Annotated in this window: 30 protein-coding genes and 1 tRNA gene; 16 read left to right on the plus strand and 15 right to left on the minus strand. The window is 68.9% G+C overall.

The window, feature by feature from the left end; all coding sequences use genetic code 11:
• Positions 1-67: 67 nt before the first annotated feature.
• From AC1DJ5_RS06705 to flgF, 7 genes are all read right to left on the minus strand, one after another.
• The gene (locus tag AC1DJ5_RS06705) at positions 68-568 is read right to left on the minus strand and encodes a hypothetical protein (protein ID WP_441456157.1); all 501 of its coding nucleotides are present in this window, start codon (positions 566-568) and stop codon (positions 68-70) included.
• 8 nt (positions 569-576) lie between these two features.
• Positions 577-1,011: a hypothetical protein gene (locus tag AC1DJ5_RS06710; RefSeq protein ID WP_441456158.1), complete on the minus strand. Its 435-nt coding sequence runs from the start codon at positions 1,009-1,011 to the stop codon at positions 577-579.
• Positions 1,012-1,048: 37 nt separating this feature from the next.
• Positions 1,049-1,516 (minus strand): hypothetical protein, encoded by a 468-nt coding sequence (locus AC1DJ5_RS06715; RefSeq protein WP_441456159.1) that lies wholly within the window; start codon positions 1,514-1,516, stop codon positions 1,049-1,051.
• A 123-nt stretch (positions 1,517-1,639) separates the two neighbouring features.
• The gene (flgH, locus tag AC1DJ5_RS06720; RefSeq protein WP_477020082.1) at positions 1,640-2,362 is read right to left on the minus strand and encodes a flagellar basal body L-ring protein FlgH; all 723 of its coding nucleotides are present in this window, start codon (positions 2,360-2,362) and stop codon (positions 1,640-1,642) included.
• Positions 2,363-2,382: 20 nt separating this feature from the next.
• Positions 2,383-3,174, minus strand: a complete 792-nt coding sequence (gene flgA, locus AC1DJ5_RS06725; RefSeq protein WP_477020083.1) for a flagellar basal body P-ring formation chaperone FlgA — start codon at positions 3,172-3,174, stop codon at positions 2,383-2,385.
• Between the two features lie 9 nt (positions 3,175-3,183).
• Positions 3,184-3,972: a flagellar basal-body rod protein FlgG gene (gene flgG, locus AC1DJ5_RS06730; RefSeq protein ID WP_441456162.1), complete on the minus strand. Its 789-nt coding sequence runs from the start codon at positions 3,970-3,972 to the stop codon at positions 3,184-3,186.
• Between the two features lie 15 nt (positions 3,973-3,987).
• Complete coding sequence (gene flgF / locus AC1DJ5_RS06735) at positions 3,988-4,725, minus strand: flagellar basal-body rod protein FlgF (RefSeq protein ID WP_477020084.1); 738 nt, start codon at positions 4,723-4,725, stop codon at positions 3,988-3,990.
• A gap of 179 nt (positions 4,726-4,904) precedes the next feature.
• Between flgF and AC1DJ5_RS06740 the strand changes: the two genes are divergently transcribed.
• The 7 genes from AC1DJ5_RS06740 (at position 4,905) to AC1DJ5_RS06770 (ending at position 10,450) form a co-directional block, all read left to right on the plus strand.
• Positions 4,905-5,552, plus strand: coding sequence for a flagellar basal body-associated FliL family protein (locus tag AC1DJ5_RS06740; RefSeq protein ID WP_477020171.1), 648 nt, complete (start codon positions 4,905-4,907; stop codon positions 5,550-5,552).
• Positions 5,553-5,554: 2 nt separating this feature from the next.
• Entirely contained in the window at positions 5,555-6,613 is a 1,059-nt protein-coding gene (gene fliM / locus AC1DJ5_RS06745) for a flagellar motor switch protein FliM (RefSeq protein WP_441456165.1), read from the plus strand.
• A 1-nt stretch (position 6,614) separates the two neighbouring features.
• On the plus strand, positions 6,615-7,208 hold the full coding sequence (locus tag AC1DJ5_RS06750) for a DUF6468 domain-containing protein (RefSeq protein WP_477020085.1): 594 nt from the start codon (positions 6,615-6,617) through the stop codon (positions 7,206-7,208).
• Positions 7,209-7,284: 76 nt separating this feature from the next.
• Positions 7,285-8,208: a MotE family protein gene (locus AC1DJ5_RS06755; RefSeq protein WP_477020086.1), complete on the plus strand. Its 924-nt coding sequence runs from the start codon at positions 7,285-7,287 to the stop codon at positions 8,206-8,208.
• Positions 8,209-8,292: 84 nt separating this feature from the next.
• Positions 8,293-8,532, plus strand: a complete 240-nt coding sequence (locus AC1DJ5_RS06760; protein ID WP_441456412.1) for a DUF3297 family protein — start codon at positions 8,293-8,295, stop codon at positions 8,530-8,532.
• Between the two features lie 295 nt (positions 8,533-8,827).
• Positions 8,828-10,240, plus strand: coding sequence for a M20/M25/M40 family metallo-hydrolase (locus AC1DJ5_RS06765; protein ID WP_477020172.1), 1,413 nt, complete (start codon positions 8,828-8,830; stop codon positions 10,238-10,240).
• Between the two features lie 125 nt (positions 10,241-10,365).
• A tRNA-Leu gene (locus AC1DJ5_RS06770) sits at positions 10,366-10,450 on the plus strand.
• A 7-nt stretch (positions 10,451-10,457) separates the two neighbouring features.
• Here the strand turns inward: AC1DJ5_RS06770 and AC1DJ5_RS06775 are convergent.
• A complete protein-coding gene (locus AC1DJ5_RS06775) occupies positions 10,458-11,156 on the minus strand; it encodes a VIT1/CCC1 transporter family protein (RefSeq protein ID WP_477020087.1) in 699 nt (232 codons plus the stop codon).
• 120 nt (positions 11,157-11,276) lie between these two features.
• Here AC1DJ5_RS06775 and AC1DJ5_RS06780 point away from each other — a divergent pair, with 120 nt between their 5' ends.
• From AC1DJ5_RS06780 to AC1DJ5_RS06795, 4 genes are all read left to right on the plus strand, one after another.
• Positions 11,277-12,971: an alkaline phosphatase family protein gene (locus AC1DJ5_RS06780; protein WP_477020088.1), complete on the plus strand. Its 1,695-nt coding sequence runs from the start codon at positions 11,277-11,279 to the stop codon at positions 12,969-12,971.
• A gap of 132 nt (positions 12,972-13,103) precedes the next feature.
• Entirely contained in the window at positions 13,104-14,570 is a 1,467-nt protein-coding gene (gene pyk / locus AC1DJ5_RS06785) for a pyruvate kinase (RefSeq protein ID WP_441456408.1), read from the plus strand.
• Positions 14,571-14,579: 9 nt separating this feature from the next.
• Complete coding sequence (locus tag AC1DJ5_RS06790) at positions 14,580-15,620, plus strand: DNA adenine methylase (RefSeq protein ID WP_441456407.1); 1,041 nt, start codon at positions 14,580-14,582, stop codon at positions 15,618-15,620.
• A gap of 37 nt (positions 15,621-15,657) precedes the next feature.
• Complete coding sequence (locus AC1DJ5_RS06795; RefSeq protein WP_441456406.1) at positions 15,658-15,792, plus strand: hypothetical protein; 135 nt, start codon at positions 15,658-15,660, stop codon at positions 15,790-15,792.
• A gap of 134 nt (positions 15,793-15,926) precedes the next feature.
• Here the strand turns inward: AC1DJ5_RS06795 and AC1DJ5_RS06800 are convergent, their stop codons facing one another.
• Positions 15,927-16,583, minus strand: coding sequence for a ribonuclease HII (locus tag AC1DJ5_RS06800; protein WP_441456405.1), 657 nt, complete (start codon positions 16,581-16,583; stop codon positions 15,927-15,929).
• Between the two features lie 170 nt (positions 16,584-16,753).
• Between AC1DJ5_RS06800 and AC1DJ5_RS06805 the strand changes: the two genes are divergently transcribed.
• A complete protein-coding gene (locus AC1DJ5_RS06805; RefSeq protein ID WP_477020089.1) occupies positions 16,754-17,284 on the plus strand; it encodes a hypothetical protein in 531 nt (176 codons plus the stop codon).
• Positions 17,285-17,337: 53 nt separating this feature from the next.
• Here AC1DJ5_RS06805 and AC1DJ5_RS06810 read toward each other — a convergent pair whose 3' ends face one another.
• The 3 genes from AC1DJ5_RS06810 to AC1DJ5_RS06820 form a co-directional block, all read right to left on the minus strand.
• Entirely contained in the window at positions 17,338-17,955 is a 618-nt protein-coding gene (locus AC1DJ5_RS06810; protein ID WP_477020090.1) for a DNA-3-methyladenine glycosylase I, read from the minus strand.
• Positions 17,956-18,239: 284 nt separating this feature from the next.
• Entirely contained in the window at positions 18,240-19,031 is a 792-nt protein-coding gene (ygfZ, locus tag AC1DJ5_RS06815; protein ID WP_477020091.1) for a CAF17-like 4Fe-4S cluster assembly/insertion protein YgfZ, read from the minus strand.
• 206 nt (positions 19,032-19,237) lie between these two features.
• Complete coding sequence (locus AC1DJ5_RS06820) at positions 19,238-19,783, minus strand: hypothetical protein (RefSeq protein WP_441456401.1); 546 nt, start codon at positions 19,781-19,783, stop codon at positions 19,238-19,240.
• Positions 19,784-19,932: 149 nt separating this feature from the next.
• Here AC1DJ5_RS06820 and AC1DJ5_RS06825 point away from each other — a divergent pair, with 149 nt between their 5' ends.
• From AC1DJ5_RS06825 to AC1DJ5_RS06840, 4 genes are all read left to right on the plus strand, one after another.
• Entirely contained in the window at positions 19,933-20,727 is a 795-nt protein-coding gene (locus AC1DJ5_RS06825; RefSeq protein WP_477020092.1) for an SDR family NAD(P)-dependent oxidoreductase, read from the plus strand.
• A gap of 77 nt (positions 20,728-20,804) precedes the next feature.
• Positions 20,805-21,761: a glycosyltransferase family 9 protein gene (locus AC1DJ5_RS06830; RefSeq protein ID WP_477020093.1), complete on the plus strand. Its 957-nt coding sequence runs from the start codon at positions 20,805-20,807 to the stop codon at positions 21,759-21,761.
• Positions 21,762-21,972: 211 nt separating this feature from the next.
• Positions 21,973-23,310, plus strand: coding sequence for a dihydroorotase (locus AC1DJ5_RS06835; protein WP_477020094.1), 1,338 nt, complete (start codon positions 21,973-21,975; stop codon positions 23,308-23,310).
• Positions 23,307-24,041, plus strand: a complete 735-nt coding sequence (locus AC1DJ5_RS06840) for a prephenate dehydrogenase/arogenate dehydrogenase family protein (protein ID WP_477020095.1) — start codon at positions 23,307-23,309, stop codon at positions 24,039-24,041. The genes AC1DJ5_RS06835 and AC1DJ5_RS06840 overlap by 4 nt, the downstream gene beginning before the upstream one ends.
• A 160-nt stretch (positions 24,042-24,201) precedes the next feature.
• On the opposite strand, the gene AC1DJ5_RS06845 is transcribed toward AC1DJ5_RS06840, so the two are convergent.
• From AC1DJ5_RS06845 to AC1DJ5_RS06855, 3 genes are read right to left on the minus strand one after another with little or no spacing between them, the layout of a single operon-like run.
• Positions 24,202-25,119: an alpha/beta hydrolase gene (locus AC1DJ5_RS06845; RefSeq protein WP_441456396.1), complete on the minus strand. Its 918-nt coding sequence runs from the start codon at positions 25,117-25,119 to the stop codon at positions 24,202-24,204.
• A 31-nt stretch (positions 25,120-25,150) separates the two neighbouring features.
• On the minus strand, positions 25,151-25,834 hold the full coding sequence (locus tag AC1DJ5_RS06850; RefSeq protein ID WP_477020096.1) for an SdpI family protein: 684 nt from the start codon (positions 25,832-25,834) through the stop codon (positions 25,151-25,153).
• On the minus strand, positions 25,831-26,115 hold the full coding sequence (locus tag AC1DJ5_RS06855) for a metalloregulator ArsR/SmtB family transcription factor (RefSeq protein WP_441456394.1): 285 nt from the start codon (positions 26,113-26,115) through the stop codon (positions 25,831-25,833). Before AC1DJ5_RS06855 ends, AC1DJ5_RS06850 begins: the two co-directional genes overlap by 4 nt.
• Between the last annotated feature and the right edge of the window lie 42 nt (positions 26,116-26,157).

Consider the following 26,157-nt stretch of genomic DNA (forward strand, 5'->3'; position numbering starts at 1 on the left):
CTGTCCTCCCTCAAGCGAGGAGGAGCAGACAGGGGCGGCGCGCGACGGTCAAGCTGTTCGGCGGGCCTCAGCCGCAGAGGGCGAAGAAGCGGTCGATCCGTTTGGTCGATCCGCGCTGGGCCACGAAGGGGGTGCGGTAGTCGGGGCCATAGGCCGCCAGCCAGCCCAACTGGCGGAAGCGCAGGAAGACCGGGTCCGAGGCGCGGGCGGCGGCGGTCAGGTCCAGCCCGTCCTGCAGGGCCGAGGGTTCGGCCTTGGCGGGATAGGATTCCGTGTCGCCGCCCGACTCCAGCCCGATCACGCGGGGATGGCCCGCCGCCACGGTCTGCAAAATCTGCAGGGCGCCCGAGCCGGGACGGCAGGACAGGTCCAGCGGCACGTCGTCGGTGTCGGCCACGCCGTAGGACAGGCTGGCTTCGTCGGCGTCCTCGTTCAGGTGCCAGTCGTAGCCGGGCGTGGCGACGGGCGCCCCGCTGGAGGCGGCGATCAGGTTGGACTTCACCGTCGGCGCGCAGGCCGAAAGGGCGAGCGCCGCGAGAGCGGGGGCGATCCAGACAACGGGACGCATGGGGAATCCTAGCCAGTGCAAAGTTCGGCGAACCGACGCAGCTTGGACAGATTCGCCCGATCGATCTCCACCGCCGATGACTGTTCGCCGACTGTGATCTCCAGCTTGCCGCTGGCCATGAAGGCGGTGAAGACCGGGTGGTCGGCGCGCAGCATGGTTTGAAGCTGGCCGCGGCGGGCGCGGATCTCGGTATTGGTGACGGCGGCCCCGGCGGTGACGGTGGCGTAGCCGTCGGTCGAAGGGACGTCATAGAGGGTCAGCCGCACGATGCTGGAGCCCGGGGCGCATTCCAGCGTGGTGCGCAGGCGCGGGGTGTCGGGAATCTCGTTGGCCAGCACCAGAGGGCCGTCGCCGGAATAAAGCGTCCAGGTCCAGCCCGGGGCCGCAGACGGCGGCGTGGTCTGCAAGGTCAGGGCGAGCGCAAGCCCCAGCAAGGCGGTCATGGTTCAGCCCCCGCTGAATGGTTCGGGCGGACTTTGATCAGGCGTGGCTGGAAGCGCAATAGCCGAGAAAGCTTTGAACCATGCGGCGCTCCGCGCGCGTCGCCCGCAATTCCCGGTCGCCGGCCTCGGTCTGCACCGCCATGCGCCCGCCGCGCGCCAGACCGGTCAGGGCCGCGTCGGTCAGGGGCAGACGGGCCTCGAAGGCTTCGCCGTCGGACAGGGGATCGATCGGCTGCGGCCCCAGGGAGACGGGCGTCAGGGCGGGGCTGCGCGGCTGGGAATCGCCATAGACCACCGCCGTCCGGTCGCCGGGCGAGCAGGTCAGCATCAGCGCCACCTCGTCTGAATCCGCCAGGCCGTAAGCCAGCTTGGCCATCGTTCCTTCACGCAACAGATGCCATCCGACCGCGCCTTCTTCCGGGGCGGCGGGGGCACTGGTCAGGCCTTGCCCGGCCAGGGCGGCGAGACCCAGGGCGGCGGCGGCGGGAAGCAGGGACTTCAACATTACAAATCACTCGCGTTCGACAGGGCAAACGCGGGTCGCTTGTTAAGGGTTCACCGCCCCGCTTGGCCGCGCGCGATTCCGTGACCGCCTGTCGCCGGAATCACACGCCTCATCGAACGCGGGTCAGAAGGGGCTGAAACGCTCCACCAGGGACTGAGCCGCCGGGGTGGCCTGCATCCGGCTGATGTCGCCGCGACCGCCGTAGCTGATGCGCGCCTCGGCGATCTGGGTGTGGGCGATGGTGTTGGCCGAAGAGATGTCCTCGGGCCGCACGATGCCGGCGACGGTCAGTTCGCGGACCTCACGGTTGGTGCGCACTTCCTGCCGACCCTGGATGACCATGTTGCCGTTGGGCATGACGGCGGTGACCACGGCGGCGACGGTCAGGTTGACGCGTTCCGAGCGGTTGACGCTGCCCGAACCGGCGGCGTTGGCCTCGCCCTCGGTGCCGACCATCTTGGCCGGGTCGAAGCCGCCGGGGAAGGCGCGGCCCAGGCTGTTCTCCAGGCCGAAGAAGTTGGTGACGCCGCCCGAGGCGCTGTTGGAACGCGAGCGCTGGGTCGTGTTCTGGGTCTGGGCGCGGTCGTTGATGTCGATGTTGACCGTCAGGATGTCGCCGACGCGGCGCGCGCGCTGGTCGCCGAAGAAGCTGCGCGCGCCCGTGCGCCACAGGCTGTTGGCGGAGGCCGGGGTCGGTTCGGGCAGGTAGGCCTGCTCGACCGGGACCAGGGCGGAGGGATAGCCGATGGGGGCCAACTGGGGACCTTTCACCGCCTCGATGGCGGTGGAGCAGGCGCCCAGGGACAGGGCAGAGACGGCGGCGGCGAGGATCAGGGCTTTACGCATGACAGGATCTTTCTGCGCTCTCAGCGGGCGGCGAACTGTTGCGGGTTGGCGCGGGCGGCGGCGGCGGCGGGGCCGGCCACGGCCCGACCAGGGGCGACGGCGACGGCGTCGATGGTGCGGCCGGACTGGACGTTGAGCACCGGCACCGCCTCGCCGGCCGAGGCGTTGCGGACGGCCTTGCCGGTGACAGTCAGTTCGACGCCGCCGGCGATGTAGGCGACTTCGACCATGTCGTTGCGGGCGATGACCTGGGGCGAGGCCAGGTCGCGGCTGGCGACGGCGGCGCCAGCGCGCAAGGGCCGTTTGGCCGACAGGCCGACAACCTGATCGGCGTCCTGGGGACCGCCGGCCGGGGCCTGATGCGCCTGAACCACGGACCAGACGACGTCGGACGGCTGCACGATGTCGCCGGCGGCCAGGCTGCGGGCGTAGGTCAGGACCTCGACCGTGGCGCCGGGTCGCGAAGCCGCGCTGGCCCCAACACTGGCGACCGCGGGGCGGGCGGAGGCTTCGGCGGGCAGGGCCCCGCCCGTTCCGGCGCGCACGACGATGCGGCGCAGGCCCTGCGGATTGCTCCATTCCAGACCGGCGCGGCGGGTGGCCGCCTGAATCTGGGCGGCATCGAAGACGGCGGTCGCGCCGGTGCGCTGACCGACCACGACGCCCGAGGCGGCGCCCGCGTCGTCGAACAACTCGCCCAGGGTGACGCGACCGTCGTCGTCCGTCGGATCGGGCAGCAGGCTGACGGGGCCGGCCAGGGTTGGACCGGCGAGGGCGGCGGCGAGAAGGGTCAGGCCGAGGAGACGGATCATGCCCATGACCTAGTTCTTCACCTGGGCCGAGACGGACAGCATTTCGTCGGCGGTCTTGATGACCTTGGAGTTCATCTCATAGGCGCGCTGGGCCACGATCAGGGCGGTGATCTCGCTGACCGCATCCACGTTGGACGCTTCGGTATAGCCCTGCATCAGCGAACCGAAGCCCGGTTCGTTCGGCGCCCCCACGGTCGCCGCGCCCGAGGCGGCGGTCTCCAGCAGCAGGTTGTCGCCGATGGCTTCCAGACCGGCCTCGTTGAAGAAGGTCGCCAGCTCCAGCTGACCCACCACCTGCGGCGTGCTCTGGCCCTGGGTCGTGACCTGGACCTGGCCCGACTTGGAGATGGAGACGTCGATGGCGTCCTGAGGGATGGTGATGGCCGGCTCGACCGCATAGCCGTCGTCGGTGACCAGTTGCCCCTCGCCGTTGACCGAGAAATTGCCGGCGCGGGTGTAGGCCATCTCGCCCGAGGGCAGGGTGATCTGGAAATAGCCCTTGCCGTCGATGGCCACGTCATAGGTGTTGCCGGTGTGGCTGGGGCTGCCCTGCTCGGTGATGCGATAGACGCTGCCGGCCTTGACGCCCGCGCCGATCTGGATGCCGGTCGGAACGACGGTGCCCTGGGTCGACGACTGGGCCCCCATGCGCTCGACGTTCTGGTACAGCAGGTCCTGGAACTCGGCTCGCTGACGCTTGAAGCCGACCGTGTTCATGTTGGCGATGTTGTTGGAGATGACCTCGACGTTCAGCTGTTGGGCCAGCATGCCGGAGGCGGCGGTTCTGAGAGCGCGCATCGTTCAGCGTTCCTTCTAGCCGACCCGGCCCAGCCGCTCGACCGAGCGGCGCGACAGGTCGTTGGTGTTCTCGATCATCTTCGAGATGCGCTCGTAGGCGCGGCTGATCTCGATCAGATTGGTGATTTCCAGCAGGGTGTTGACGTTCGACCCTTCCAGCATCCCCTGGCGGATCTGCACGTCGGGCGCGGCCTGCGGCTGGGTGTTGGAGGCGTTGCGGTAAAGCCCGTCGCCGCTCTTTTGCAGCACCGACAGGGCGTCGAAGCGCACGGCGTTCAGGCGGCCGACCGGCAGACCCTGCTGGCTGATGGTGCCGTCCTGGCCCACGCTGACCGGGCCGCGCTGGGGGTCGAGGACGATCTCGGCGCCGTCAGCCAGAACCGGCAGGCCCTGCTTGGTCGTCAGCCTGCCTTCGGCGTCCGTGGTGAAGCCGCCGTCGCGGGTATAGGCCGGGCCCGTCGGCGTCTGCACGGTGAAGAAGGCGCCTTCGCCCTCGATGGCGAAGTCCAGGGTGCGGCCCGTCTGCTTCATCGAGCCCTGGCCGAAGTCGCGGCCCACACCCTTGTCCAGGACGAAGCTGGCCGAGGGGCGGATGTTGTCGTTGCGGGCGCGCGGACCAATCTCGGTCCCGACCATCAGCTGTTCGACCTTGAATCCGGTGGTGTCGGCGTTGGCGACGTTGTTGGCCACGATGTCCAGCTCGCGGCGCAGCGTCATCTGGCGTGACAATCCGATGTAGGCGGCGTTTTCCACGAGTGCGGCTCCTTCGCCCCTCTCGTCGCAACGACCGTGCCAACAGGGTTAATCCAGGCGGAATGGGGGTTTGAGCGGTTTCACCCCCTGCGGCGCCCGGCAGGATTTGCCGATTGTAAACGCCTCGTTAACCAAAAACGCCTCATCAGGAAGGCTGTGAGGATCGGGGCGACGTGCGGATGCTGAAGCTCAAGCTGGGCAAGAAGAAAGATGCGACGCCGGGCGGCGACGACGCCAACCTGCCCGCCGTGTCCGACGGCGAGGGCGGCGAGGGCGCGCCCGCCAAGAAGAAGATGCCCCTGCTGTTCATCATCATCCCGGCGGCCCTGGTCGTGCTGGGCGGCGGCGGGGCGGCGGCCTTCCTTCTGATGAAGCCCAAGCCGGCCGAGGCCGAAGCGGGCGCCGACCATGGCGGGCCTGCGAAGAAGGACGAGAAGGCTGCGAAGAAGGGCGGCGAGCACGGCGGCGGCGAGGGCGGCGCGGCCGACCCGTCGCTGGGCAAGATCGCGCCCGGACCTGACGGCGTCACCTTCTACACCCTGCCCGACATGATCGTGAACATTCAGTCGACGGACGGACGTCCGACCTATCTGAAGCTGAAGCTGACGCTGGAGATGAAGGACGCCGCCCTGGCGGCCCATCTGCAGAGCGAGGCCCCGCGGCTGCAGGACATGTTCCAGGGCTTCCTGCGCGAACTGCGGCCTGAGGATCTGGCCGGATCGGCCGGCTCCTATCAGCTGCGCGCCGAGATCCTACGCCGGGTCAACCTGATCGCCGCGCCGGGCAAGGTGGACGCCGTGCTGATCGAAGAAATGCTGGTGCAGTAGGCATGACCGACACCCTGGCGGCCGAGAACGAACTGGATCCCTTCGGCGGCGAGCCCGACGCGGGCGCGGCCCTGTCCGAGCGCGTGCTGAACCAGGACGAGATCGACAGCCTGCTGGGCTTCGACATGGGCGACGGCGACGATGGCGAGCGCAGCGGCATTCGCGCCATCATCAACTCGGCGCTGGTGTCCTACGAGCGTCTGCCGATGCTCGAGATCGTCTTCGACCGCCTGGTGCGGCTGATGACGACCAGCCTGCGGAATTTCACCTCGGACAACGTCGAGGTCAGCCTCGACACAATCTCGTCGATCCGCTTCGGCGACTATCTGAACTCGATCCCGCTGCCGGCCATTCTGGCGGTGTTCCGCGCCGAGGAACTGGACAACTACGGCCTGCTGACGGTCGATTCCAATCTCATTTATTCGATTGTGGACGTCCTGCTGGGCGGGCGTCGCGGCACGGCGGCCCTGCGGATCGAGGGCCGGCCCTACACCACCATCGAACGGGTGCTGGTGCAGCGGATGGTCGAGGTCATCCTGAACGACGCGCGCCAGGCCTTCGAACCGCTGACGCCGGTTCACTTCAACCTGGACCGGCTGGAGACCAATCCGCGCTTCGCCGCCATCGCGCGCCCGGCCAACGCCGCCATCCTGGTCAAGCTGCGCATCGACATGGAAGACCGGGGCGGGCGGGTCGAACTGCTGCTGCCCTATTCGACGCTGGAGCCCATTCGCAAGATGCTGCTGCAGCAGTTCATGGGCGAGAAGTTCGGCCGCGACAACATCTGGGAAGGCCACTTGGCCACCGAGCTCTGGACCACGGAGACCGAGGTCCGCTGCGTGCTGGACGAGCAGCAGATCCCCCTGTCCAAGGTGCTGGATTTCAAGGTCGGCGACACCCTGATGCTGAACGTTTCACCGGACTGCGAAGTGTCGATCCGGGCCGGCACCATTCCGCTGACGACCGGCAAGATGGGCCGCAGAGGCCAGCATATCGCCGTGCGGGTCGAAGGCCCGATCAACCCCGATATCGCTTCCAACCTGGGCAGAGGGAAACGCTGACATGACCGGCATCATTCTCGATTCCATCCTCATGCTGCTGCTGGTCGCGGCCATCGGCTACGGCATCAAGCTGGAGAAGAAGCTCAAGGCCCTGCGCGAGGGACAGCTGGCTTTCGCCGGCGCCGTGAGCGAGCTGAACTCGGCCGCCGGTCGCGCCGAACAAGCCCTGGCCACCCTGCGCGCCTCAGGTCAGGAGACCGACCTGCTGCACGACCGGATCATCAAGGCCCGCGCGGTGAAGCAGGAGCTGGAAGTGCTGATCGCCCGCGCCCCCGCCGGTCTGCCTTCGCGGTCAGCCGCGCCGCCGCAACCGGAGGTCCACCCGGAGCCGCCCCTGGAGCTGAAGGTCCCGGCTTCGGCGGTCGCCCCTCTGCTGGACGACGAGTCCCGCGCCCGTCGCATGGCGTCGCTGATGGAACGGATCGAGGGCGCTCGCGCTGTCATGAAGGCCCCCGCCGCTCGCCCTGCGCCGCCGGCGCCGGCCGCCGCCGATCGCTTCGCTCCGGTGATGCAGGCCCTCGCCGCTAACCACGCTGCGCAACAGTGCCTAAACCGCGCCCGTCGTAGTCTGGACGAAGATCTTTTCGCCGCATGATGCTTTTTGGGCCCCTATGTCCGACGCGCGGCGTCGGACGACTTGAGGGGCGCCATTTTATTTCCGAGTACCGCCCATGAGCAAGCTGCCCCGCCTTCTGCCCCTGATCGCCATCGCCATCGGCGGGGTCGTGGCCGTGCGCGCGGCGGGCGTGGCGCCGGAACTGTTCCAGGGCGCGACCGCCTGGGCCCAGGACGCCGTGACCGCCGAGGCGCCCGGCGAGGGCGGCGGGACGGCGGCGGCCAAGCCCGCGCCCGCCGTCTGCGCCCTGACGCCGGAACAATTGGCCCAGCAGGCGGGCATTTCCCCGGCTGAACTGCGCATCATCCAGTCCCTGTCCAAGCGCCGCGACGCCCTGGACGCCCGCGACGCCGACTTCGCCACCACCCTGCCGCTGATGGTCGCCGCCGAGCAGAAGCTGGACGCCAAGCTGCAGGCGCTGGAAGCCCTCAAGGGCGAGATCGCGACCCTGGTCGGTCAGGTCGACGAGAAGGAAAAGGCCGAGAACGACCGTCTGGTCGCCGTCTATTCCGCCATGCGGCCCAAGGAGGCTGCGGCGGTGTTCAACACCCTGGACGACTCGGTTCGCCTGCCGGTCGCCGCCGCCATGCGGCCCCGGACCCTGGCCGCCATCATGGCCCAGATGCCCCCCGCGGGCGCCCGCGAACTGACCGAGAAGCTGGCCAAGCGCTTCCAGGCGCAGCAGTACGCGGCCCGCGCCGCCGCCGCGACGGCGGGCGCGCCGGCTGCGCCTCCGGCCGTCGTTCCGGCGGCGGCTCCGGCGTCAGCCGCGACCCCCGCGCCGACCCCAGCCGTGCAGCCCGCCGCCGCCCAGCCCGCACCTCGCCCTGCCGCGCGTCCGGCCCAACGCCCGGCCGCCCGTCCGGCGGCCAAGACCGCCGCGCCCGCCGCCGCCCCCGCCGAAGCCGGTCCGCGCGCCTATACGCCGCCCGCCGCAGACGCCCCGCAGCCGGTCGCCGCGCGCCAATCGGTTCAGTAGCAACGCCGCGCCGAAGAAAGGCGCGGTTGGCATCCCGGCCGCGCGCGGCTATTCAGCGCGCTTCGATTTTCGCGAGACCATCCCATGTCCGACGTCCTGCCTGACCGCCTTTCGGTCGATCCCGACAGCCCCTTCCACGACGCCGACCTGCTGGCGCGCGGCATCGGCATCCTGTTCAAGGGCGAGGAAAAGACCAACGTCGAGGAATACTGCGTCTCGGAAGGCTGGGTCCGTCTGGCCGTCGGCAACCGCGTCGACCGTCGCGGCAAGGCCCTGACCGTCAAGCTGCAAGGCCCGGTCGAGCCCTTCCTCAAGGGCGAGTGAATTCTACCGAGGCGGGGATGCTGTTCGTCGGCTCCCTCTCTCCGTCATCCCCGGGCTTGTCCCGGGGATCCAGACACTCGCCGGCGTCCCGTGGTTCGCGCCGCGCCCAAGGTTTCAGAGGCTGCGTTTCTGGATTCTCGGCACAAGGCCGAGAATGACGAATAGAATGTGCGGCCGCGTCAGTTCCCCGTCCCTTCGGCAAAAGCTGAGGCTTTCGGTCGCAGGCTTCGCCCGCTAGGGTCCCGCCTCATTTCTGAGTCTGGGAGGCGCTCTCTTGTCGTTCAACGCCCGTCTGATGGCCGCCAGCGCATTGGCGCTGGGCCTCATCTCCACCCCTGTTCTGGCCCAGGACGCCAAGACCGTTCGCGCCGCCGAACAGGCGCGCGATCAGGCGCTGCAGTCGAACATCGCCCTCGACTACGTCACCCAGATCACCACCCGTTTCGGCCCGCGTCCGGCGGGCTCGCACGCGGAACAGGCGGCCGCCGACTGGGCCGCCGACTATATGCGCGCCCACGGCTTCCAGAACGTCCGCATCGAACAGTTCCCGCTGGTCGGCTGGGAGCGGGGCGAGGAAAGCGCCGAACTGCTGGGCGCGCGCCCGCAACGGCTGGTCGTCGCCGCCCTGGGCCATTCGCTGCCCACGCCCGCCAAAGGCATTGAGGCCGATATCGTCTTCTTCGACGGTCTGGAGGCCCTGATGGCCGCGCCCGCGGGTTCGCTGGCGGGCAAGATCGCCTTGGTCGACGGCGGCCAGATGGTGCGGATGCAGGACGGCTCGGGCTACGGCTCCCTGTCGCGCATTCGCGGCAACGGGCCGACCGAGGCGGCCAAGCGCGGCGCCCTGGCCTTCGTCATGCGCTCGGCCGGTTCGGACGAACATCGCATGCCGCACACCGGCACCACCCGCTATGTCGAAGGCAAGGTGCCGCTGCCGGCCTTCGCGCTGAGCGCGCCGGACGCCGATCAGATCGCGCGGCTGGTGAAGATGGGCGAGCCGGTGCGGCTGCGCCTGAAATCCACCGCCCATACCTATGAGACGCGCAGCCAGAACGTGATCGGCGACATCGTCGGGGCGACCCGGCCGGACGAGATCATCGTCCTGGGTTCGCACATGGACAGCTGGGATCTGGGCACCGGGGCCATCGACGACGCGGCGGGCGGCGCCATTACCCTGGCCGCGGCCAAGCTGATCGCCGAACAGGGCCGTCCGGCCCGCACCGTGCGCGTGGTCCTCTATGGATCGGAAGAGGTGGCCCAGCCGACCGACACCGGCAACGGCGGCGGCGCCTATCTGCGCAACATCGGCGCGGGCGTGGAAAAGCACATCGTCGCGGGTGAAAGCGACTTCGGCGCCGACCGCGTCTATGCCCTGGGCCTTCCGCCCGGCGCTCAGAACTCGGACTTCGCCAAGATCGCCGCGCGGGTGCTGCGTCCGCTGGGCGTCCTGCCGTCGAACGTGCCGGAACTGCATGGCGGCGTGGATATCGGCCCGTTGGCAGGCGCTGGGGTGCCGGTCTTCGGCCTGTCGCAGGACGGGACGCGCTACTTCGACCTGCACCACACGGCTGACGACACCCTGGACAAGATCGACCCGGCGCAGATGACCCAGAACGTCGCCGCCTGGGCCGCCCTGGTGCGCCTGATCGCTGATTCCGACGTGGATTTCCGGGCCATGCGCCCCGCCTCGCCTGAGGCGACGCACTAGAGCGAAATCGGTTGAGTTGGACGCAGTCCAACTCGGCTTAGATTTCGCTCCAGGATGATGCTGGACCATTTTTTGAATTCAGGTCGATTCGACCTGAAACAAAAATGGTCTAGGGGAGCAAGACCGCGAGCGTGGCGAAACTGGTAGACGCAGCAGACTTAAAATCTGCCGACTTCGGTCTTGCGGGTTCGACCCCCGCCGCTCGCACCACCATCCGTCAGGCGGCGATCCCGAACAGGGCGCCGATCCCGGCCGTGACCGCCAGGGCCACGGCGCCCCAGAAGACCACGCGCACCACCGGCCTCAGCTTGGCCGCGCCGCCCGCCTTGGCGCCCAGCGCGCCGAGCAGGGCGAGGAAGATCAGCGTCGCCGCCGCCACGACAGGCGAGATCCAGCCGGTCGGCGTCAGCGCCAACGCGATCAGGGGCAGGGCGGCGCCGATGGCGAAGGTCGCGGCCGAGGTCAGGGCCGCCTGAATCGGCCGGGCGGTAGTGATCTCGGATATGCCCAGTTCGTCGCGGGCGTGGGTGCCCAGGGCGTCGTGCGCCATCATCTGTTCGGCCACCTGACGGGCCAGTTCCGGCGTCAGGCCGCGCCCGACATAGATGGCGGTCAGTTCGCGGCGTTCGGCCTCGGGATCGGCGGCCAGTTCGGCAGTCTCGCGGGCGATGTCGGCCTTTTCCGTATCGGACTGCGAACTGACCGAGACATATTCGCCCGCCGCCATCGACATGGCCCCGGCGACCAGGCCGGCCACGCCCGCGACCAGGATGGCGGACTTGGGCGAGCCCGCCGCCGCCACGCCGACGATCAGGCTGGCGGTCGAGACGATGCCGTCGTTGGCCCCCAGCACCGCGGCGCGCATCCAGCCGATCCGGCTGACCAGATGGGTTTCTTCGTGAATCGCGCGGCTCATGCGGGGGCTCCCTAACGGTAGCTTGAGCGTATCATCCTTGGCGTCGAGGCGCATCGTCTTGGCGCCGTCATGTCCGGGGGGTAGTCACGCCGGGCTCGTTTCAATGTTCCCGGTGTCCTCATGATTCTCCGCCGCGTTCTGGCCCCGACCCTGGCGCTCGTCCTTCTGGCCGGCGCAGCCCTTCCGGCCATGGCGCAGCAGGCGGCCCAGCCCGCCGCTAGCGCCGCTTCGGCCGAGCGGGTCGCGCCCGCTCTGGTCGTGACCATCGTGGTCGATCAGTTGAGCGCCAACCTGTTCAACCAGTATCGCGGCCAGTTCACCGGCGGGCTGAAGACCCTGGCCGATCAGGGCATGGTGTCGATCAACGGCTATCAGACTCATGGCGTGACCGTGACCTGCGCCGGGCACTCCACCGTCCTGACCGGCGCCCATCCGGCGCGCAGCGGCATCCCCGCGAACGACTGGATCGACACCGCGACGGGTCAGGAGACCTATTGCCTGGCTGCGCCGCAGAACACGCTGGCGCACGGCAAAAACACCGACAACGGCCCGGTCGGCCCTGATATGCTGAAGGCCTCGACCCTGGGTGACTGGTTGAAGGCGGTCAGCCCCCGGAGCCGCGTCTTCGGCATCTCCGGCAAGGATCGCGGCGCCATCAACCTGGCCGGTCACAAGGGCGACGGCGCCTTCTGGATGACCGAGGGTTTCGGCTTCACCACCTACGTCGAGCCGGGACAGTCGGCGAAGGCCAAGCTGGCTCCGGTGGCGGCGCTGAACGCGCGGATGATCGACCGCTTCAGCCGGAATGCGCCCGCCTGGACTTATCAGCACGACGCCTGCCGTCGTCTGGAAGGCCAGTGGGTCATCGGCGGCCAGACCTTCAACTCGACCCTGCCGCCGGCGGACGTGAGCATCGAGGGCACGCCCGTCCTCGATGAACTGACGCTGGAGGGGGCCGCCGAACTGCTGGACAATCAGCAGTTGGGGCGTCGCGGCGTCACCGACATGCTGGGCGTCAGCCTGTCGGCCACCGACCGCATCGGCCACGGCTATGGCACTCAGGGGCCGGAGATGTGCGAGCAGATGCTGCGCCTCGACGCGGCGCTGGGCGTCTTCCTCGACAAGTTGGCGACCATTCCTGGCGGGGTGGTCGTGGTCCTGACCGCCGACCACGGCGGGTCGGACTTTCCCGAGCGCACCTCGGTCGAGGGCTATCCCGCCGCGGGCCGCGTGGACCGCGCCCTGTTGCCGCGCGTCAATGAGGCGCTGAAGGCGCGCTTCAACCTTGACGCCAATCCGCTGGTCTCGTCGGCGGGCGGGCTGATCGTGGTCGGCGCGGATAGGAAGTCGCTGGCCGAGCCGCTGCGCAGCCAGGTGCTGGCCGCCGCCGTCGAACTGCTCAAGGGCGAGCCCCAGGTGGCGCTGGCTGTTTCGCGCGACGAACTTCTGGCCGAGCCCATCCCCGCCTCGGACAACCCCGAGGAGTTGAGCCTGCGCCAGCGGCTGCGTCTGTCGGCGGTGGCCGGGCGCTCGCCCGACATCCTGCGCGCCTATCAACCGGGCCTGACCGGCCCGGGCCGGATCGGCGACGCCATCTCCAGCCACGGTTCGCCGTGGGACTATGACCGCCGCGTGCCGATCATCTTCTGGTGGCCGGGCGCGAATGGTCAGGAGCGGTTCCTGCCGATGCGCACGATCGACATCGCCCCGACCCTGGCCCACCTGATCGGGGTCAAGCTGACGGACGAAGTCGACGGCCGCTGCATGGACCTGCCGCAGTTCGCCGCGGGGCGTTGCGACGCTCCGAAGCCGTAACTTCGTGTTTCGCGGTTCATAAACTCGTGTTTCGGGCCGGGGGCGTGGTCTTACGTCCCCGGCGTTTCATTGGCACAAGGGTTCAAAGCCTCTGAAACGAGGCGACGGCCCCTAGAGCCACGAGGAAACACAATGAACAGAGCCCGCCGCGCGCGCATCGTCGCGACCCTGGGGCCCGCGAGCCGTGCGCCCGCGACCGTCAAGGCGCTGGCCCAGGCCGGGGTGGATGTCTTCCGCCTGAACTTCAGCCATGGCTCGCACGAGGACCACGCCGCCGCCTTCAAGGCCGTGCGCGGCGCCGAGCTGGCGCTGAAACGCCCGCTGGGCATCCTGGCCGACCTGCAGGGACCCAAGCTGCGGTTGGGCCGGTTCGCCGACGTCGAGATCGCCATCAAGCCGGGCCACAAGATGAGGTTCGACCTGAACCCGGCGCTGGGCGACGAGACGCGGGTGCAGATGCCGCACCCGGAAATCTTCAAGGCCCTGCGCACCGGCATGCTGCTGCTGATCGACGACGGGCGCATCCGCCTGCGGGTCGGCGAGCGCAGCGACGAATGGGCCGACGTCACGGTCGAGAGCGGCTCCAAGCTGTCGGACCGCAAGGGCGTGGCCGTGCCCGAGGCCGTCATTCCCGTCTCGGCCCTGACGCCCAAGGACCGCGAGGACCTGGCCTTTGCGCTGCGCCTCGGCGTCGACTGGGTGGCCCTCAGCTTCGTGCAGCAGGCCGAGGACATGGCCGAGCTGAAGCGGATCGTGAACGGTCGCGCGGCCTGCATGGCCAAGATTGAGAAGCCCCAGGCGCTGAACGATCTGGAGAGCATTCTCGACTACTGCGACGGCGTCATGGTCGCGCGCGGCGATCTGGGCGTCGAGATGGAGCCGGAAGAAGTGCCGGTCGCGCAGAAGAAGATCCTGCGCGCCGCCCGCCAGCGCGGCGTGCCCGCCATCGTCGCGACGCAGATGCTGGAATCCATGACCAGTTCGCCGGCCCCGACGCGGGCCGAGGCGTCCGACGTGGCCAACGCCGTCTATGAAGGCGCCGACGCCCTGATGCTGTCGGCGGAGACGGCCTCGGGCGACTATCCGATGGAGGCGGTGCAGATCATGAACCGCATCATGGAACGGGTGGAGCGCGACCCCCTGTGGCCGGGCCTGATGGACGCCGAGCACGCGGGCATGGACATCCACGACGTCGACGCCCTGGTGGCGGCGGCGCGCAAGGCGGCGGAGGCGGCCTCGACCGCCTGCATGGTGGTCTTCACCACCCTGGGCGGCACGGCGCGGCGGATGTCGCGCGAGCGGCCCTTGCAGCCCGTCCTGGCCCTGACGCCCAAGGCCGAGACGGCGCGCCGTCTGTCGCTGGTCTGGGGGCTGGAGCCGCGACTGGGCGAACAGCCGACCTCGCTGGAAGGCCTGACCGACGACGCGGTCGAAAGCGCCATGATCTATGGCCTGGCCGAGCCGGGTCAGCGCATCCTGATCCTGGCCGGAACGCCTTTCGGCGCGCCGGGGGCCGCGAATCTGTTGCGTCTGGCCCATGCTCCGGCCCATGCTTACGGTGACGCTGGACGAGGAGCAAAACGCTCCCGCAGGACCTGACGGGGATCAATGATCAAATACATCGGCTCAAAGCGCGCGCTTCTGGGCCATGTGACAGGCGCCGTACGCGCCGTCCTGCCGGACGGCGGGACGGTCTGCGACCTGTTTTCCGGCTCGGCCCGCGTCGGTCATGCGCTGAAGGGACAGGGGTTCCGCGTCTGGTCCAACGACCACAACGCCTATGCCCACACGCTGGCGACGACCTATGTCCAGGCCGACCGTGAACGCTGGGCGGCGCAGGCCGAAACCATCCTGGCCGAACTGCGGACGCTGGCGCCGCAGGCCGGCTGGTTCACCAAGGCCTTCTGCGAGGACGCCCGCTTCTTCCACCCCGATAACGGCGCTCGCATCGACGCCATGCGCACTCGCATTGAGACGATGGGGCTGGAGCCCGAACTGAAGGCCGTGGTTCTGGTCGCCCTGATGGAGGCGGCGGACCGTGTCGATTCCACCGCCGGGCTGCAGATGGCCTATATGAAGCAGTGGGCGCCGCGGGCGCTGAAGCCGCTGGAGCTGCGGCTGCCGGACCTGCGGCCCGGCGTGGCGGCGGGGCCGTGCAAGGCGACGCAAGGGGACGCGGTGGCGATCGCCGATCAGGTCGAGGCCGACCTCGTCTATCTGGACCCGCCCTACAACCAGCATTCCTATCTGGCCAACTACCACTGCTGGGAAAGCTTGATCCTGTGGGACAAGCCCGAGACCTATGGCATCGCCAACAAGCGGGTGGACGTGAAGACCCGCAAGAGCCCGTTCAACAGCCGCCCCGGCATCGGCCCGGCGTTGCAGTCCGTGGTCGAGCGGCTGAAGACGCCGAACCTGATCGTCAGCTTCAACGATGAAGGTTATCTGTCGCGCGACGATCTGACTTCCATGCTGTCGGCGCGCGGCCATGTTCAGGTGGTCGAGATCGCGCGGCCCCGCTACGTCGGCGCCCGGATCGGCATCCACAATCTGAAGGGGGAAAAGGTCGGCTCCGTCGGGCGGCTGCGCAATGTGGAGCACCTGTTTGTGGTGACTCAGGAACCGATCGACCTGCCCGTCGCCGCCTGAGCCGGAACATTCCTGCGCCGTCGGGGTTATCGGCGGCATGAGTATGCCTGCCCATCGTCCGCCTTCCCATCACCGGACTTCGACCGGTCTTCCCAACTGGGCGATCATTCTGGCGGTGATCGCGGTCGTTCTGGTCCTGGGCCTGCTGGTGGGCGGCGCTCTGGGCGTCTAGGCGCCTTCCCATTTCGTCATCCCGGAAGCGGCGCAGCCGCTTTATGGGGCTGCTAGAGACGTGGGGGGGGCGTGTGCGGCGGTCCCGGCTCTTCGCCTCGCTCCGCGAAACTTCGGCCGGGACGACGGTCGCTTTTAAACTTCTGCCAACAAGGCCTTGATCGGGCTCCAGCCGCGGCGATGCGCTGGGCAGGGGCCGAGGGTTTTCAGGGCCTGTTGATGGATGGGGGCGTTGTAGCCCTTGTGGCTGGCGAAGCCGTAGCCGGGATATTGTCCGTCCAGGTCGATCATCAGCCGGTCGCGCGCCGTCTTGGCCAGGATGGAGGCCGCCGCGATGGACAGGGACAGGCCGTCGCCGCCGACCACGGTGGTCACCGCGCAGGGCAGTTTGAAGCGATAGTTGCCGTCCACCAGCGCTACGGCGGGCGGGACGCCCAGGCCCTCGACCGCGCGGCGCATGGCCAGGCCGGTGGCGTGCAGGATGTTCAGCTCCTCGATCTCTTCCACCGTAGCGAAGCCGACGCACCAGGCCAGGGCGCGGGCCTTGATCTCGACCTCCAGCGCGGCGCGGCGCTTTTCGGTCAGGGCCTTGGAGTCGTCGATGCCCGGGGGCAGGTCGTCGGGGTTCAGGATCACCGCCGCCGCCGAGACCGGCCCGGCCCAGGGACCACGCCCCGCCTCGTCCACGCCGCAGACATGACCGCCTGAAGCCGCCTCGCGCGCCAGGGCTTCCAGCGCCAGCGTCGGGAAGGCGCGGACGATCTTGGCGGCGGCGGGCTTAGGCGGGCTCATCGCGCGTCAGTGCCACGAACCTCCGCGTGACGGAAGCCGGTCATCTGGTCGCGTCGGTGTGGCGTAAAGCGGACAAGCTGAACTTCAGCTAGGGGTGGAAAGGCGACGTCGGGCGCGCCATAGAGGCGCGGCAAAGCTTTGTTCGACGAAGCTGCCTTTCCGGGGGATACATGAAGTACGTCAGCGCTGTTGCCTGCCTGCTCGCAGGGATGACCACTTCCGCATATGCACAGGAACCTGGCGCGGCGCCTGTCCCCCAGGAAGTCTTGGCACTGGCCGGATGCTGGCAAGGCGCAGGATCGGTCATGGGCAAGCCGGTGTCGATCACCTTGGCGGCCAAGCCGATCACGGAGGGCGCGCTATTCCTGGTCGAAGCTGACAGCCACGCCTTAACTGACCCCACAGATCGTTACGCGGCACATCTGATCTTCGGTGGCAGGGCCGCCGTAGATCGGAAGCAGGGCGGAATCTCCGCCTTCTTCGCCGACAGTTTCGGCGGTGATTTCACCGCTGTTGGGACGGGATCTGTTGGCGCGAACAGCTTCGAAGTCGCCTATATCTACCCAGACGCCACCTTCGTGAACCGCTGGACGGTAACCCCCGATTCCGCCTCGTGGACCATCGTGATGAAGGATGAGGCGGGAGCGGAGAAGGCGTTTGCTAGCTATGATCTGAGCCGCACGCAGTGTGCCTCAAGCTGACTATTCCAACGTCGCCAACGGGTCGAGAGCGGACCGCTGCACAACGCCGACCATCAGACATTGGCGACGGCGCCTGATCCGCCCGTCGCGCGGACCTCCCCATGACGGAAGCAAGTCGTCTGGTGGTCGTTGACCATGCCGACGGCCTGCATGAAGGCGTAGACGATCACCGGACCGCAGAATTTGAAGCCGCGCACCTTCAGCGCCTTGGCCATGGCCACGCTCTCCGGCGTCTGGGTCGGGGCCTCGCGGAAGTCGGTCCACTGGTTCACCTGCGGTTGGCCGTCGACGAAGGACCAGAGCCAGGCTGAGAAGTCTTCGCCGTTGTCCCTCATGTCCAGCCACAGGCGGGCGCCATTGATGGCGGCGTCGATCTTGGCGCCCGAGCGGATTATGCGCGGGTCGGCCAGCAGCCGCCCTCTATCCGCCTCGCCGTAGCGGGCGACAATCTCGGGATCGAAGCCGTCGAAGGCGTCGCGCATCCCCTCGCGCTTTCTCAGGATGGTGATCCAGGCCAGGCCGGCCTGAAACCCGTCCAGAACCAGCTTCTCCCATAGGGCGCGGGGGTCGTACTCGGGCACGCCCCATTCCTCGTCGTGATAGGCGATGTAGAGCGGGTCGGTCGTGCCGCACCAGCCGCAGCGGCCGTCAGCTTTCTCGGATTCGGTCATGGGTCGATGTTGCTGGAACGTTCTGTTCAAGCAAGGGGGAAACGGCGTCCCGCCGCTCGCCAGCCCTGTCATCCCGGAAGCGGCGCAGCCGCTATCCGGGACCGCAAGAAACACCGACGGTCATCGTGTTGGGCGGTCCCGGCTCTCCGCCTCGCTTCGCAAAGGCTCCGGCCGGGATGACGAGAGCGGGGCAGGGGGCTGGGCGGCTTCATCGAGGGCGCGCCACGGCGGCGGTCGTCTTGGTTGCGGCGTTCATGACAAGCAGATTTGCCGTATTTCTGAAATTAGCCTTGGAATTCAGGGAGCCAGGCGGGCCGTTCGACAGTCACGGGACGCCCTTCGACGGTCAATTCGCCCTCCAGACGGTCCAGCCGCAGCAGGGCGATGGCGCGGCCCTCGGTCCCGGTCATGACCTCGCCGGCGCGAAGCTCGCCGTTCAGCACCTCGGCGCCGCGCGCTGGGGCGGGGCCGTCGAAGACGATGGCCATCATGCGGTTCTTGATCGTGCCGCGCCGCTTCATGCGCGAGGTCGTCTCCTGACCGATGAAGCAGCCCTTGTGGAAGTCGATGCCGTTCAGCAGGTCGAAGTCCGCTTCGATCGGATAGGTCTTGTCGGTCAGCGTGTCCGCCGTGGGGTCCGGCACGCCCAAAGCCAGCCGGTGCGCCTGCCAGTCGACCTCGGTCGCGTTCGTCTCGCACTGATCGCCCCAGCGGCGGCCGCCCAGCGCAGGCAGGCGGGGATCGGGGACGAAGCCTTCGGGGGTTTCCTTCCAGGCGACGAAGACGGCGTCGGGAATGGGCATGACCTCGACGTTGGAGCGCAGCCGATACATCGACAGCCGCTGGACCAGGGCGCCGCGACGCTCGGCGGCGACGTCCAGCACCACGCCGTTCTCCTCGCCCCACAGGAAGAGGTCGAACAGCAGCCGGCCGGGCGGGGACAGCAGGGCGCCGAAGCGCAGGTCTCCGGGTTTGAGCGTCTCCACGTCCTGCGTCAGCAGGTTGTGCAGGAAGGGGCGGGCGTCAGGGCCGGTGACGCGGATCAGGGCGCGGCTGTCGAGGCGAGCGATGGACATGCGGCCAAGATAGGGAGGGGGAGGCGGTTGCGACAGTCCTTCTCCCCTTGAGGGAGAAGGTGGGCGCCGGAGGCGCTCGGATGAGGGGTGTGAGCGCGGTGTTCAGGAGGGGAGGCTGGACGGCGAGGTCAGGGTTTCAACCGCGCTGCCGACACCCCTCGTCCGTCAGGCTTCGCCTGCCATCTTCTCCCTCAAGGGGAGAAGGATCACACCACCGCATACCGCGCCGTGACGCCGTCCGGCTGGAAGTCGTGCTGATCCAGCCGGTCCAGCGAGGCCACGACGCGGGCGACGAAGTCCTGAGGGTCGCCCTCCTCGATGGCGGGGCGCAGCCAGTCGGTGACGACGGCCCGGGCCGGATAGGTCCCGACCGGGCCGGGGACGCTGAGGGCCACCTCGATCCCCTCGGCGATCCAGCCGGCGACCGTGGCGAAGAAGTCCATCCCGGCCAGGAAGTCCGAGCGGCGCACGACGTAGAGGGTGATCTCGCCGCGCTCGACGCCGTCCGGCCGCACGATGACGCCGCTGCGGTCCGGCCGCCAGTCGTCCGACAGTTCGACCGCGCGCCATAGGCAGAACCAGATGCGGCAGGTCTGGGGCCTGATTTCATGCACTGAACAGCCCGCCCCATCGACGCAATAGCCGCACAACTCCCCCGTCGGCTTGGCCAGTTCGGGCAGGTTCAGCGGGATCACGCGGCAACACTCGACGCAGCCGCCGCAGGTCCGGTCAGGCAGAAGGGGAAGGCTCATGGACGGGGTTTAGCGCACGGCTGGCGGACATTCGCCTCCGAAGCGCTCATCGCCGGGCGCTGCCCTTCAAAACCGTAACAGAGACACTAGCTATTGCGCGGCGGCGCCGGTTCGAATGTCCGCGCCCGGCAAAGTTCAAGGAGAAGCCGATGAAGATCGACCTGGAAGGCAAGACCGCCCTGGTCACAGGGGCCAGCGCCGGGATCGGTCTGGCCATCGCCACAGGACTGGCCCGGGCGGGGGCCGCGGTCACCATCGTCGGCCGCGAGGCGGTGCGCCTGGACGAGGCGGCGGCGCAAATCCGCTTGGCGTCCGGCCGAACCGACGTCGGCGCCGTGGTCGCCGATCCCGGCACGGCCGAAGGCTGCGCCGCGATCATCGCCGCTTGTCCCGAGGTCGACATCCTCATCAACAATGTCGGCATCTACGGCGCGCGCCCCTTCTTCGACATCGACGACGACGCCTGGCTGGAAATCTATCAGGTGAACGTGATGAGCGGCGTGCGTCTGTCGCGGCACTACGCCAAGGGCATGCAGGCGCGTGGATGGGGGCGTATCCAGTTCATCTCCAGCGAGTCCGCGCTGAACATCCCGACGGAGATGGTCCACTACGGCGTCAGCAAGGCGGCGCTGCAGGGCGTCTCGCGCGGTCTGGCCAAGGTGCTGGCCGGCAGCGGAGTCACCGTCAACACCATCCTGCCGGGGCCGACGCGCACCGCCGGGGCCGAGGCGATGATGGCCGATCTGGCCGCCAAGCGAGGGATCGACGCGGCCCAGATGGAAGGCGTCTTCCTGGCCGAAAACCGGCCTTCGTCCCTGCTGGGGCGTTTCGCCACGCCGGAAGAGGTGGCCAACCTGTCGGTTTACGCCGCCTCGCCGCAGGCCAGCGCGACGACGGGGGCGGCCCTGCGCGTCGAGGGCGGGATCGTGGAAAGCATCGCCTGATCGTCCCGTCCGGCGCCGTTGTGGTCTAGGGGCGCATCTACGCTGAATTCCGTAGAGAATCCCTCTAGGGTCGGTTCATGCATGGGCGTTTCCCGATCCTCTATATCGCCGAGGCGGACGCTGAAGAGGCGGTCCTCTCGTCGGGGACGCTCGCCCATCTGGTCGAGGCCATCCCGCACGCCACCTTCACCGTCGTCGGTTCGCCGGCCAGCGCGCCGCTGTTTGCGGACACGCCGCGGCTGGAGCGGCTGATCGTTCTGGACCGCGACGGGCGCTGGGACTGGATCGCCCTGTGGAACCAGGTGCGCGAGACCAACTGGGGGCTGGTGGTCGACATGCGCGGCTCGACCCTGTCGGGCAAGCTGCGGCGCCAGAAGCGAGCGGTGCGGGGCAAGCCGCAGCCGGGCGTGCATCTGGTCGAGCAGGCGGCGAGCGTGCTGCAACTGGATGAGATTCCGGCGCCCAAGCTGTTCGTCGGGCGCGACACCCAGGAAGCCGCCGACGCCCTGATCCCGCCGGGCGAGGGTCCGATCCTGGCCATCGGGCCGGGCGTGGACTGGGTCGGCAAACGCTGGCCGGCCGAGCGATACGCCAAGGTGGCGGGGCCGCTGTTGGCCGACGACGGGCCGCTGGCGGGCGGGCGGCTGATGATCGTCGGCGAGGACATCGACCGGGATTCCGCCCACACCATCCGCTTCGCCGTGGCGCGCCATCGGGTCATCGAACTGCAAGGCAAGCTGACGCGGCTGCAGACGGTGGCGGCCCTGTCGCGGGCCAGCTTCTATCTGGGCGCGGACTCGCTGTGGACCCAGTTGGCCGTGGCGGCGGGCGTGCCGGCGGTGGGCGTGTTCGGCCCCTCGGACGAGACCCTGCGGCGTCCCTGGACCGGCGCCGCGGTGCGCGGTCCGCGCAGCCTGCAGGAGTTCACCGACATGGACCCGCGCCTGAACCAGCACATCCAGCACATGATGGACCTGCCCTATGAGCGGGTGCTGAAGGCGTCGAGGAAGCTGCTGGCGCAACTGGCGGATTAGTTCGCGAGCCCCTGAATTCGTCATTCTCGGGCTTGTCCCGAGAATCCAGACACGCGCCGGTGTGGAGTCGAGGCGTCGCGCGTTCCCTTTCGGCGTCGCGCGTCTGGATCCCCGGCACAGGGCCGGGGATGACGATGGAGAGGGCAGCCTCTCGGGCTTGTCCCCGGCCGGCGACAGCGCGCATAAGCGCTCGACCTCAGGAGATGCGCCAATGACCCAAACCTATGACCTGATCGTGCGGGGCGGCGAAGTCGCCAACCACGCGGGACGCGGCAAGGCGGACGTCGGCGTCATCGACGGGCGCATCGCCTTCATCGGCGACCTGTCGCAAGCGTCTGCGGGCGAGGTGTTCGACGCCACGGGCCTGACCGTCCTGCCGGGCGTCATCGACACCCAGGTCCATTTCCGCGAGCCGGGTCTGGAGTGGAAGGAAGATCTGGAGACGGGCAGCCGCGCGGCGGCCCTGGGCGGCGTCGTCGCCGTGTTCGAGATGCCGAACACCAATCCCAACACCACCGATCCCGACACCATGGCCGACAAGCTGGTGCGGGCCAGGGACCGGATGTGGACCGACCACGCCTTCTACGTCGGCGGCACGCATGAGAACGCCGAGCATCTGGGCGAGCTGGAGCGCCTGCCGGGCTGCTGCGGGGTCAAGGTCTTCATGGGCGCCTCGACCGGCGACCTGCTGATCGCCGACGATGAGGGGGTGCGCAAAGTCCTGTCGAACGTGCGCCGTCGCGCCACCTTCCACTCCGAGGACGAATACCGACTGGTCGAGCGCCGCAGCCTGGCCCGCACCGGCGACTGGACCAGCCACCCCGAGGTCCGCGACGCTGAGAGCGCCATCATGTCCACCCGCCGTCTGGTCGGGCTGGCTAAGGAAACCGGCGCGCGCATCCACGTCCTGCACGTGACGACGCGCGACGAAATGGAGTTCCTGCGCTTCCACAAGGATGTCGCCACCGTCGAGATCACGCCGCAGCACCTGACCCTGGTCGCGCCCGAGGCCTATCAGCGGCTCGGCGCCTATGCCCAGATGAACCCGCCGATCCGGTCGCAGGAGCATGTCGACGCCCTGTGGCTGTGGGGGATGCAGCAGGGGGTGGCTGATGTGCTGGGCTCGGACCACGCGCCGCACACCAAGGAAGAAAAGTCCAAGCCCTATCCGGCCTCGCCCTCGGGGATGCCGGGGGTGCAGACCCTGGTGCCGCTGATGCTGACCCACGTCGCGCAGGGCCGTCTGTCGCTGGAACGCTTCATCGACCTGACCTCGGGCGGGGCGCAGCGGGTGTTCGGCACGGCCAACAAGGGGCGGATGGCCGTCAGCTATGACGCCGACCTGACCATCGTGGATTTGAAGGCGAAGAAGACCATTTCCCACGACCAGCAGGCCAGCCGCTGCGGCTGGACCCCGTTCGACGGCTTCGAGACCACGGGCTGGCCGGTGGCCACCATCGTGCGCGGTCGAGTGGTGATGAAGGACGGCGAACTGATCGGTAAGGCGCACGGCCAGCCGGTTCGGTTCCAGGAGACGCTGGCGGGGTGAGCGGCTCCCGGCCCCAGCTTGGCCTGATCGGCTTCGGCGCTTTCGGGCGGCTGACGGCGCGGCATCTGTCGCCCTGGTTCGACATCCTCGCCTACGACCCGGCGGCGAGCGACAGCGAGGGGCTGGCGCGGCTGACGACGCTGGCGGAGGCCGCCGCCTGTCCGGTGGTGGTGCTGGCCGTGCCGGTCGGGGTTCTGGAGGAAACGGTCGCGGCCATGGCACCGCATGTGACGCCGGGCGCCCTGATCCTCGACGTCGGCTCGGTGAAGGTGAAGCCGGCCAAGGTGATGCTGGACGGCCTGCCCGAGGGTGTCCGAATCGTCGGCACTCATCCCCTGTTCGGCCCCCAGAGCGGCAAGGACGGCATTCCGGGTCTGCGCATCGCCGTCTGTCCGGTGCGCGGCGACAAGGCGGCGTGGCACGTGGCCGCCTTCTGCCGCAAGGCGCTGGGCCTGAAGGTCTTCGTCGTCACGCCGGAGGATCACGACCGCGAGGCGGCGACGGTGCAGGGCCTGACCCATTTGATCGCCAAGGTGCTGATGGCCATGGAGCCGCTGCCGACGCGGATGACCACGACCAGTTTCGAGCGGGTCATGCAGGGGGTGGATATGGTCCGCCACGACAGCGCGGCGGTGTTCCGCGCCATCGAACACGACAACCCCTATGCCGCCGAGGTGCGCCGGCGGTTCTTCGACCTGGCGGAGCAGGCAAGGGCGGAGCTGGAGGGGTAGTCCTCTGCCTTCTCCCCTTGCGGGAGAAGGTGGCAGGCGAAGCCTGACGGATGAGGGGTCTCTCAGAGGCCGGGTGAAGGGCTGCTACTTGCCGTCGCGAAACCCCTCATCCGACCCGCTGGCGCGGGCCACCTTCTCCCTCAAGGGGAGAAGGGAGAGCTTACTTCAGCACGAAATCCGCCACCGCCTCGACCACGCCGGGCGCAAGCGGCAGGGCCGGGTCCACATAGGTCGCCATATTGGCCGCGCGGTCGGCGGGCGCGGTTTTCAGCACATGGTTGACGCCGTCCCAGACGACGAGCTCGGCGCGGGGCTGGGCCGCCTTGATCGCCTCGGCGTCGGCGACTGAAACCTGAATGTCGGTGGTTCCCTGGCCGACGAAGACGGGACCGTTGTAGGCGGCGGCCAGCCTGGCCGGGTCCAGCGCCAGCCACGAAATCAGGTAGGGCTGGACCGAGGGGCGGAACAGGGCGGCCAGTTCGGCGGGCGGATCGGCCACGGTGCGGCTGGCCTCCAATTCGGCGAGGGCGTCATAGGCGCGGGTTTTCAGCGGCTCGGGCAGGGGCGCCAGTTGTTCGCGCAGCACCACGCCCGCGGGGCGCCCGGCGCCCGACAGCAGCACCAGGCCGCAGACCTTGTCGTCGCCGTTCTCGACGGCCGCCAGGGCGACGAGCGCGCCCTCGCTGTGGCCGATCAGCCAGACGCAGGGGCGGCCCGTCTTCGCCGCCGCCTCGGCGGCCCAGGCGCGGGCGTCGTCGGCATAGGTGTTGAAGCGCAGGTCGGCCTCGGCGGGGCCGGCTGCCGCGCTCTCGCCGAGGCCGCGCTTGTCGATGCGGAGGGTGGCGACGCCGCGCTCGGCCAGACCCTCCGCCAGCAACTGATAGGAGGCGGCCCGAAGGCCGAGTTGCGGGCTGTTCCCGTCGCGGTCGGTCGGGCCGGAGCCGGGCAGGATGACGGCGGCGGTGCGCGTCTGGCCCTCGGGCCTCAGCAAGGTTCCGTGCAGGGGCGCAGGGCTGGATGCCAGTTCGACGGGCGTCGAAACCGGCGAGAGCAGAAGGGCGGCGGCGAGGGTCAGCATGGTCGTCTCCGTCGTGTGGGTTGGGTAGAGATCAGAAGGGTTGGCGGTCGGGATCGGTGCGCCAGACGCGCCAGCTTTCGAAAGCGGACCAGAGCGCGGCGATCAGGACGGCGGCGATCACCCCCTGCATCCCCAGCGGCTGGGGAACGAAGGGCGACAGGAGGATGGCCGCCAGGCCGATCAGGCAGAACAGACGGCCGGCCAGCCGATTGGAGCGGTCCCAGGCGAGGCGGCTCTTATAGCTCCACGGCGTACGCACGCCGATGCCGACATTGGGCCCGACCCGACCGAGGAAGGCGCCGATCAGCAGGAAGAGCAGGCCCATCCCCGCCATGTGGAAGCTGACGGGCGCGGTGGTCAGGGTGCCGCCCAGCGAGGTGGCCAGCATCAATACCGACGCGCCGCCGATCGCCAGCAGCGCCACCAACTGACCCATGATCAGGCCGCGCCGTCGCGCCGGATCTTCGGCCTTGTGGGCATAGAGGGCGCAGCCGCCGCAGGCCAAGGCGCCGACGCCCGCGATCAGAAGCAGGCTGGCGGCCAGCTCGCCGCGTCCGCCGAACCGGTCGGCGACGCCCTGGGCGTTGAAATGCAGGGGGATGGGGCCGGTCGGCCCGGCCAGGAAGACCCAGGCGGCGGCGCCGGCGATGGCCGCCGTCACCACGATGGAGGCGATGTCGATCAGGCTCAGGTCGGGTTTTCGGGCTGCGGTCATGGTTGCTCCTCCTCGTGGGTCTTGCCGGCGCCGGTCAGGTCCAGGAGGAAGGCCATGGCCTCCTCGACCGCCGAGATTTCCAGCCGGTAGCGGATCGACTGGCCGTCGCGCTCGGGGCTGACCAGACCGGCCTCCTTCAGCGCGTTCAGGTGGCCGGTGATGGTCGGCCAACTCATGTCGAAGGCGGCGGCGATGTCGCCGGACGCCAGCGGGCCCGCCCTCAGCATGGCGATGATGCGTCGCCGCACCGGGTGGGATAGGGCCTTGAACAGGGTGTTCATAGGGAAGAGGCTAATTAGGAAGCGTCCTAAATGCAACCCGTG

The organism is Brevundimonas sp. 01N35 (assembly GCF_056399785.1).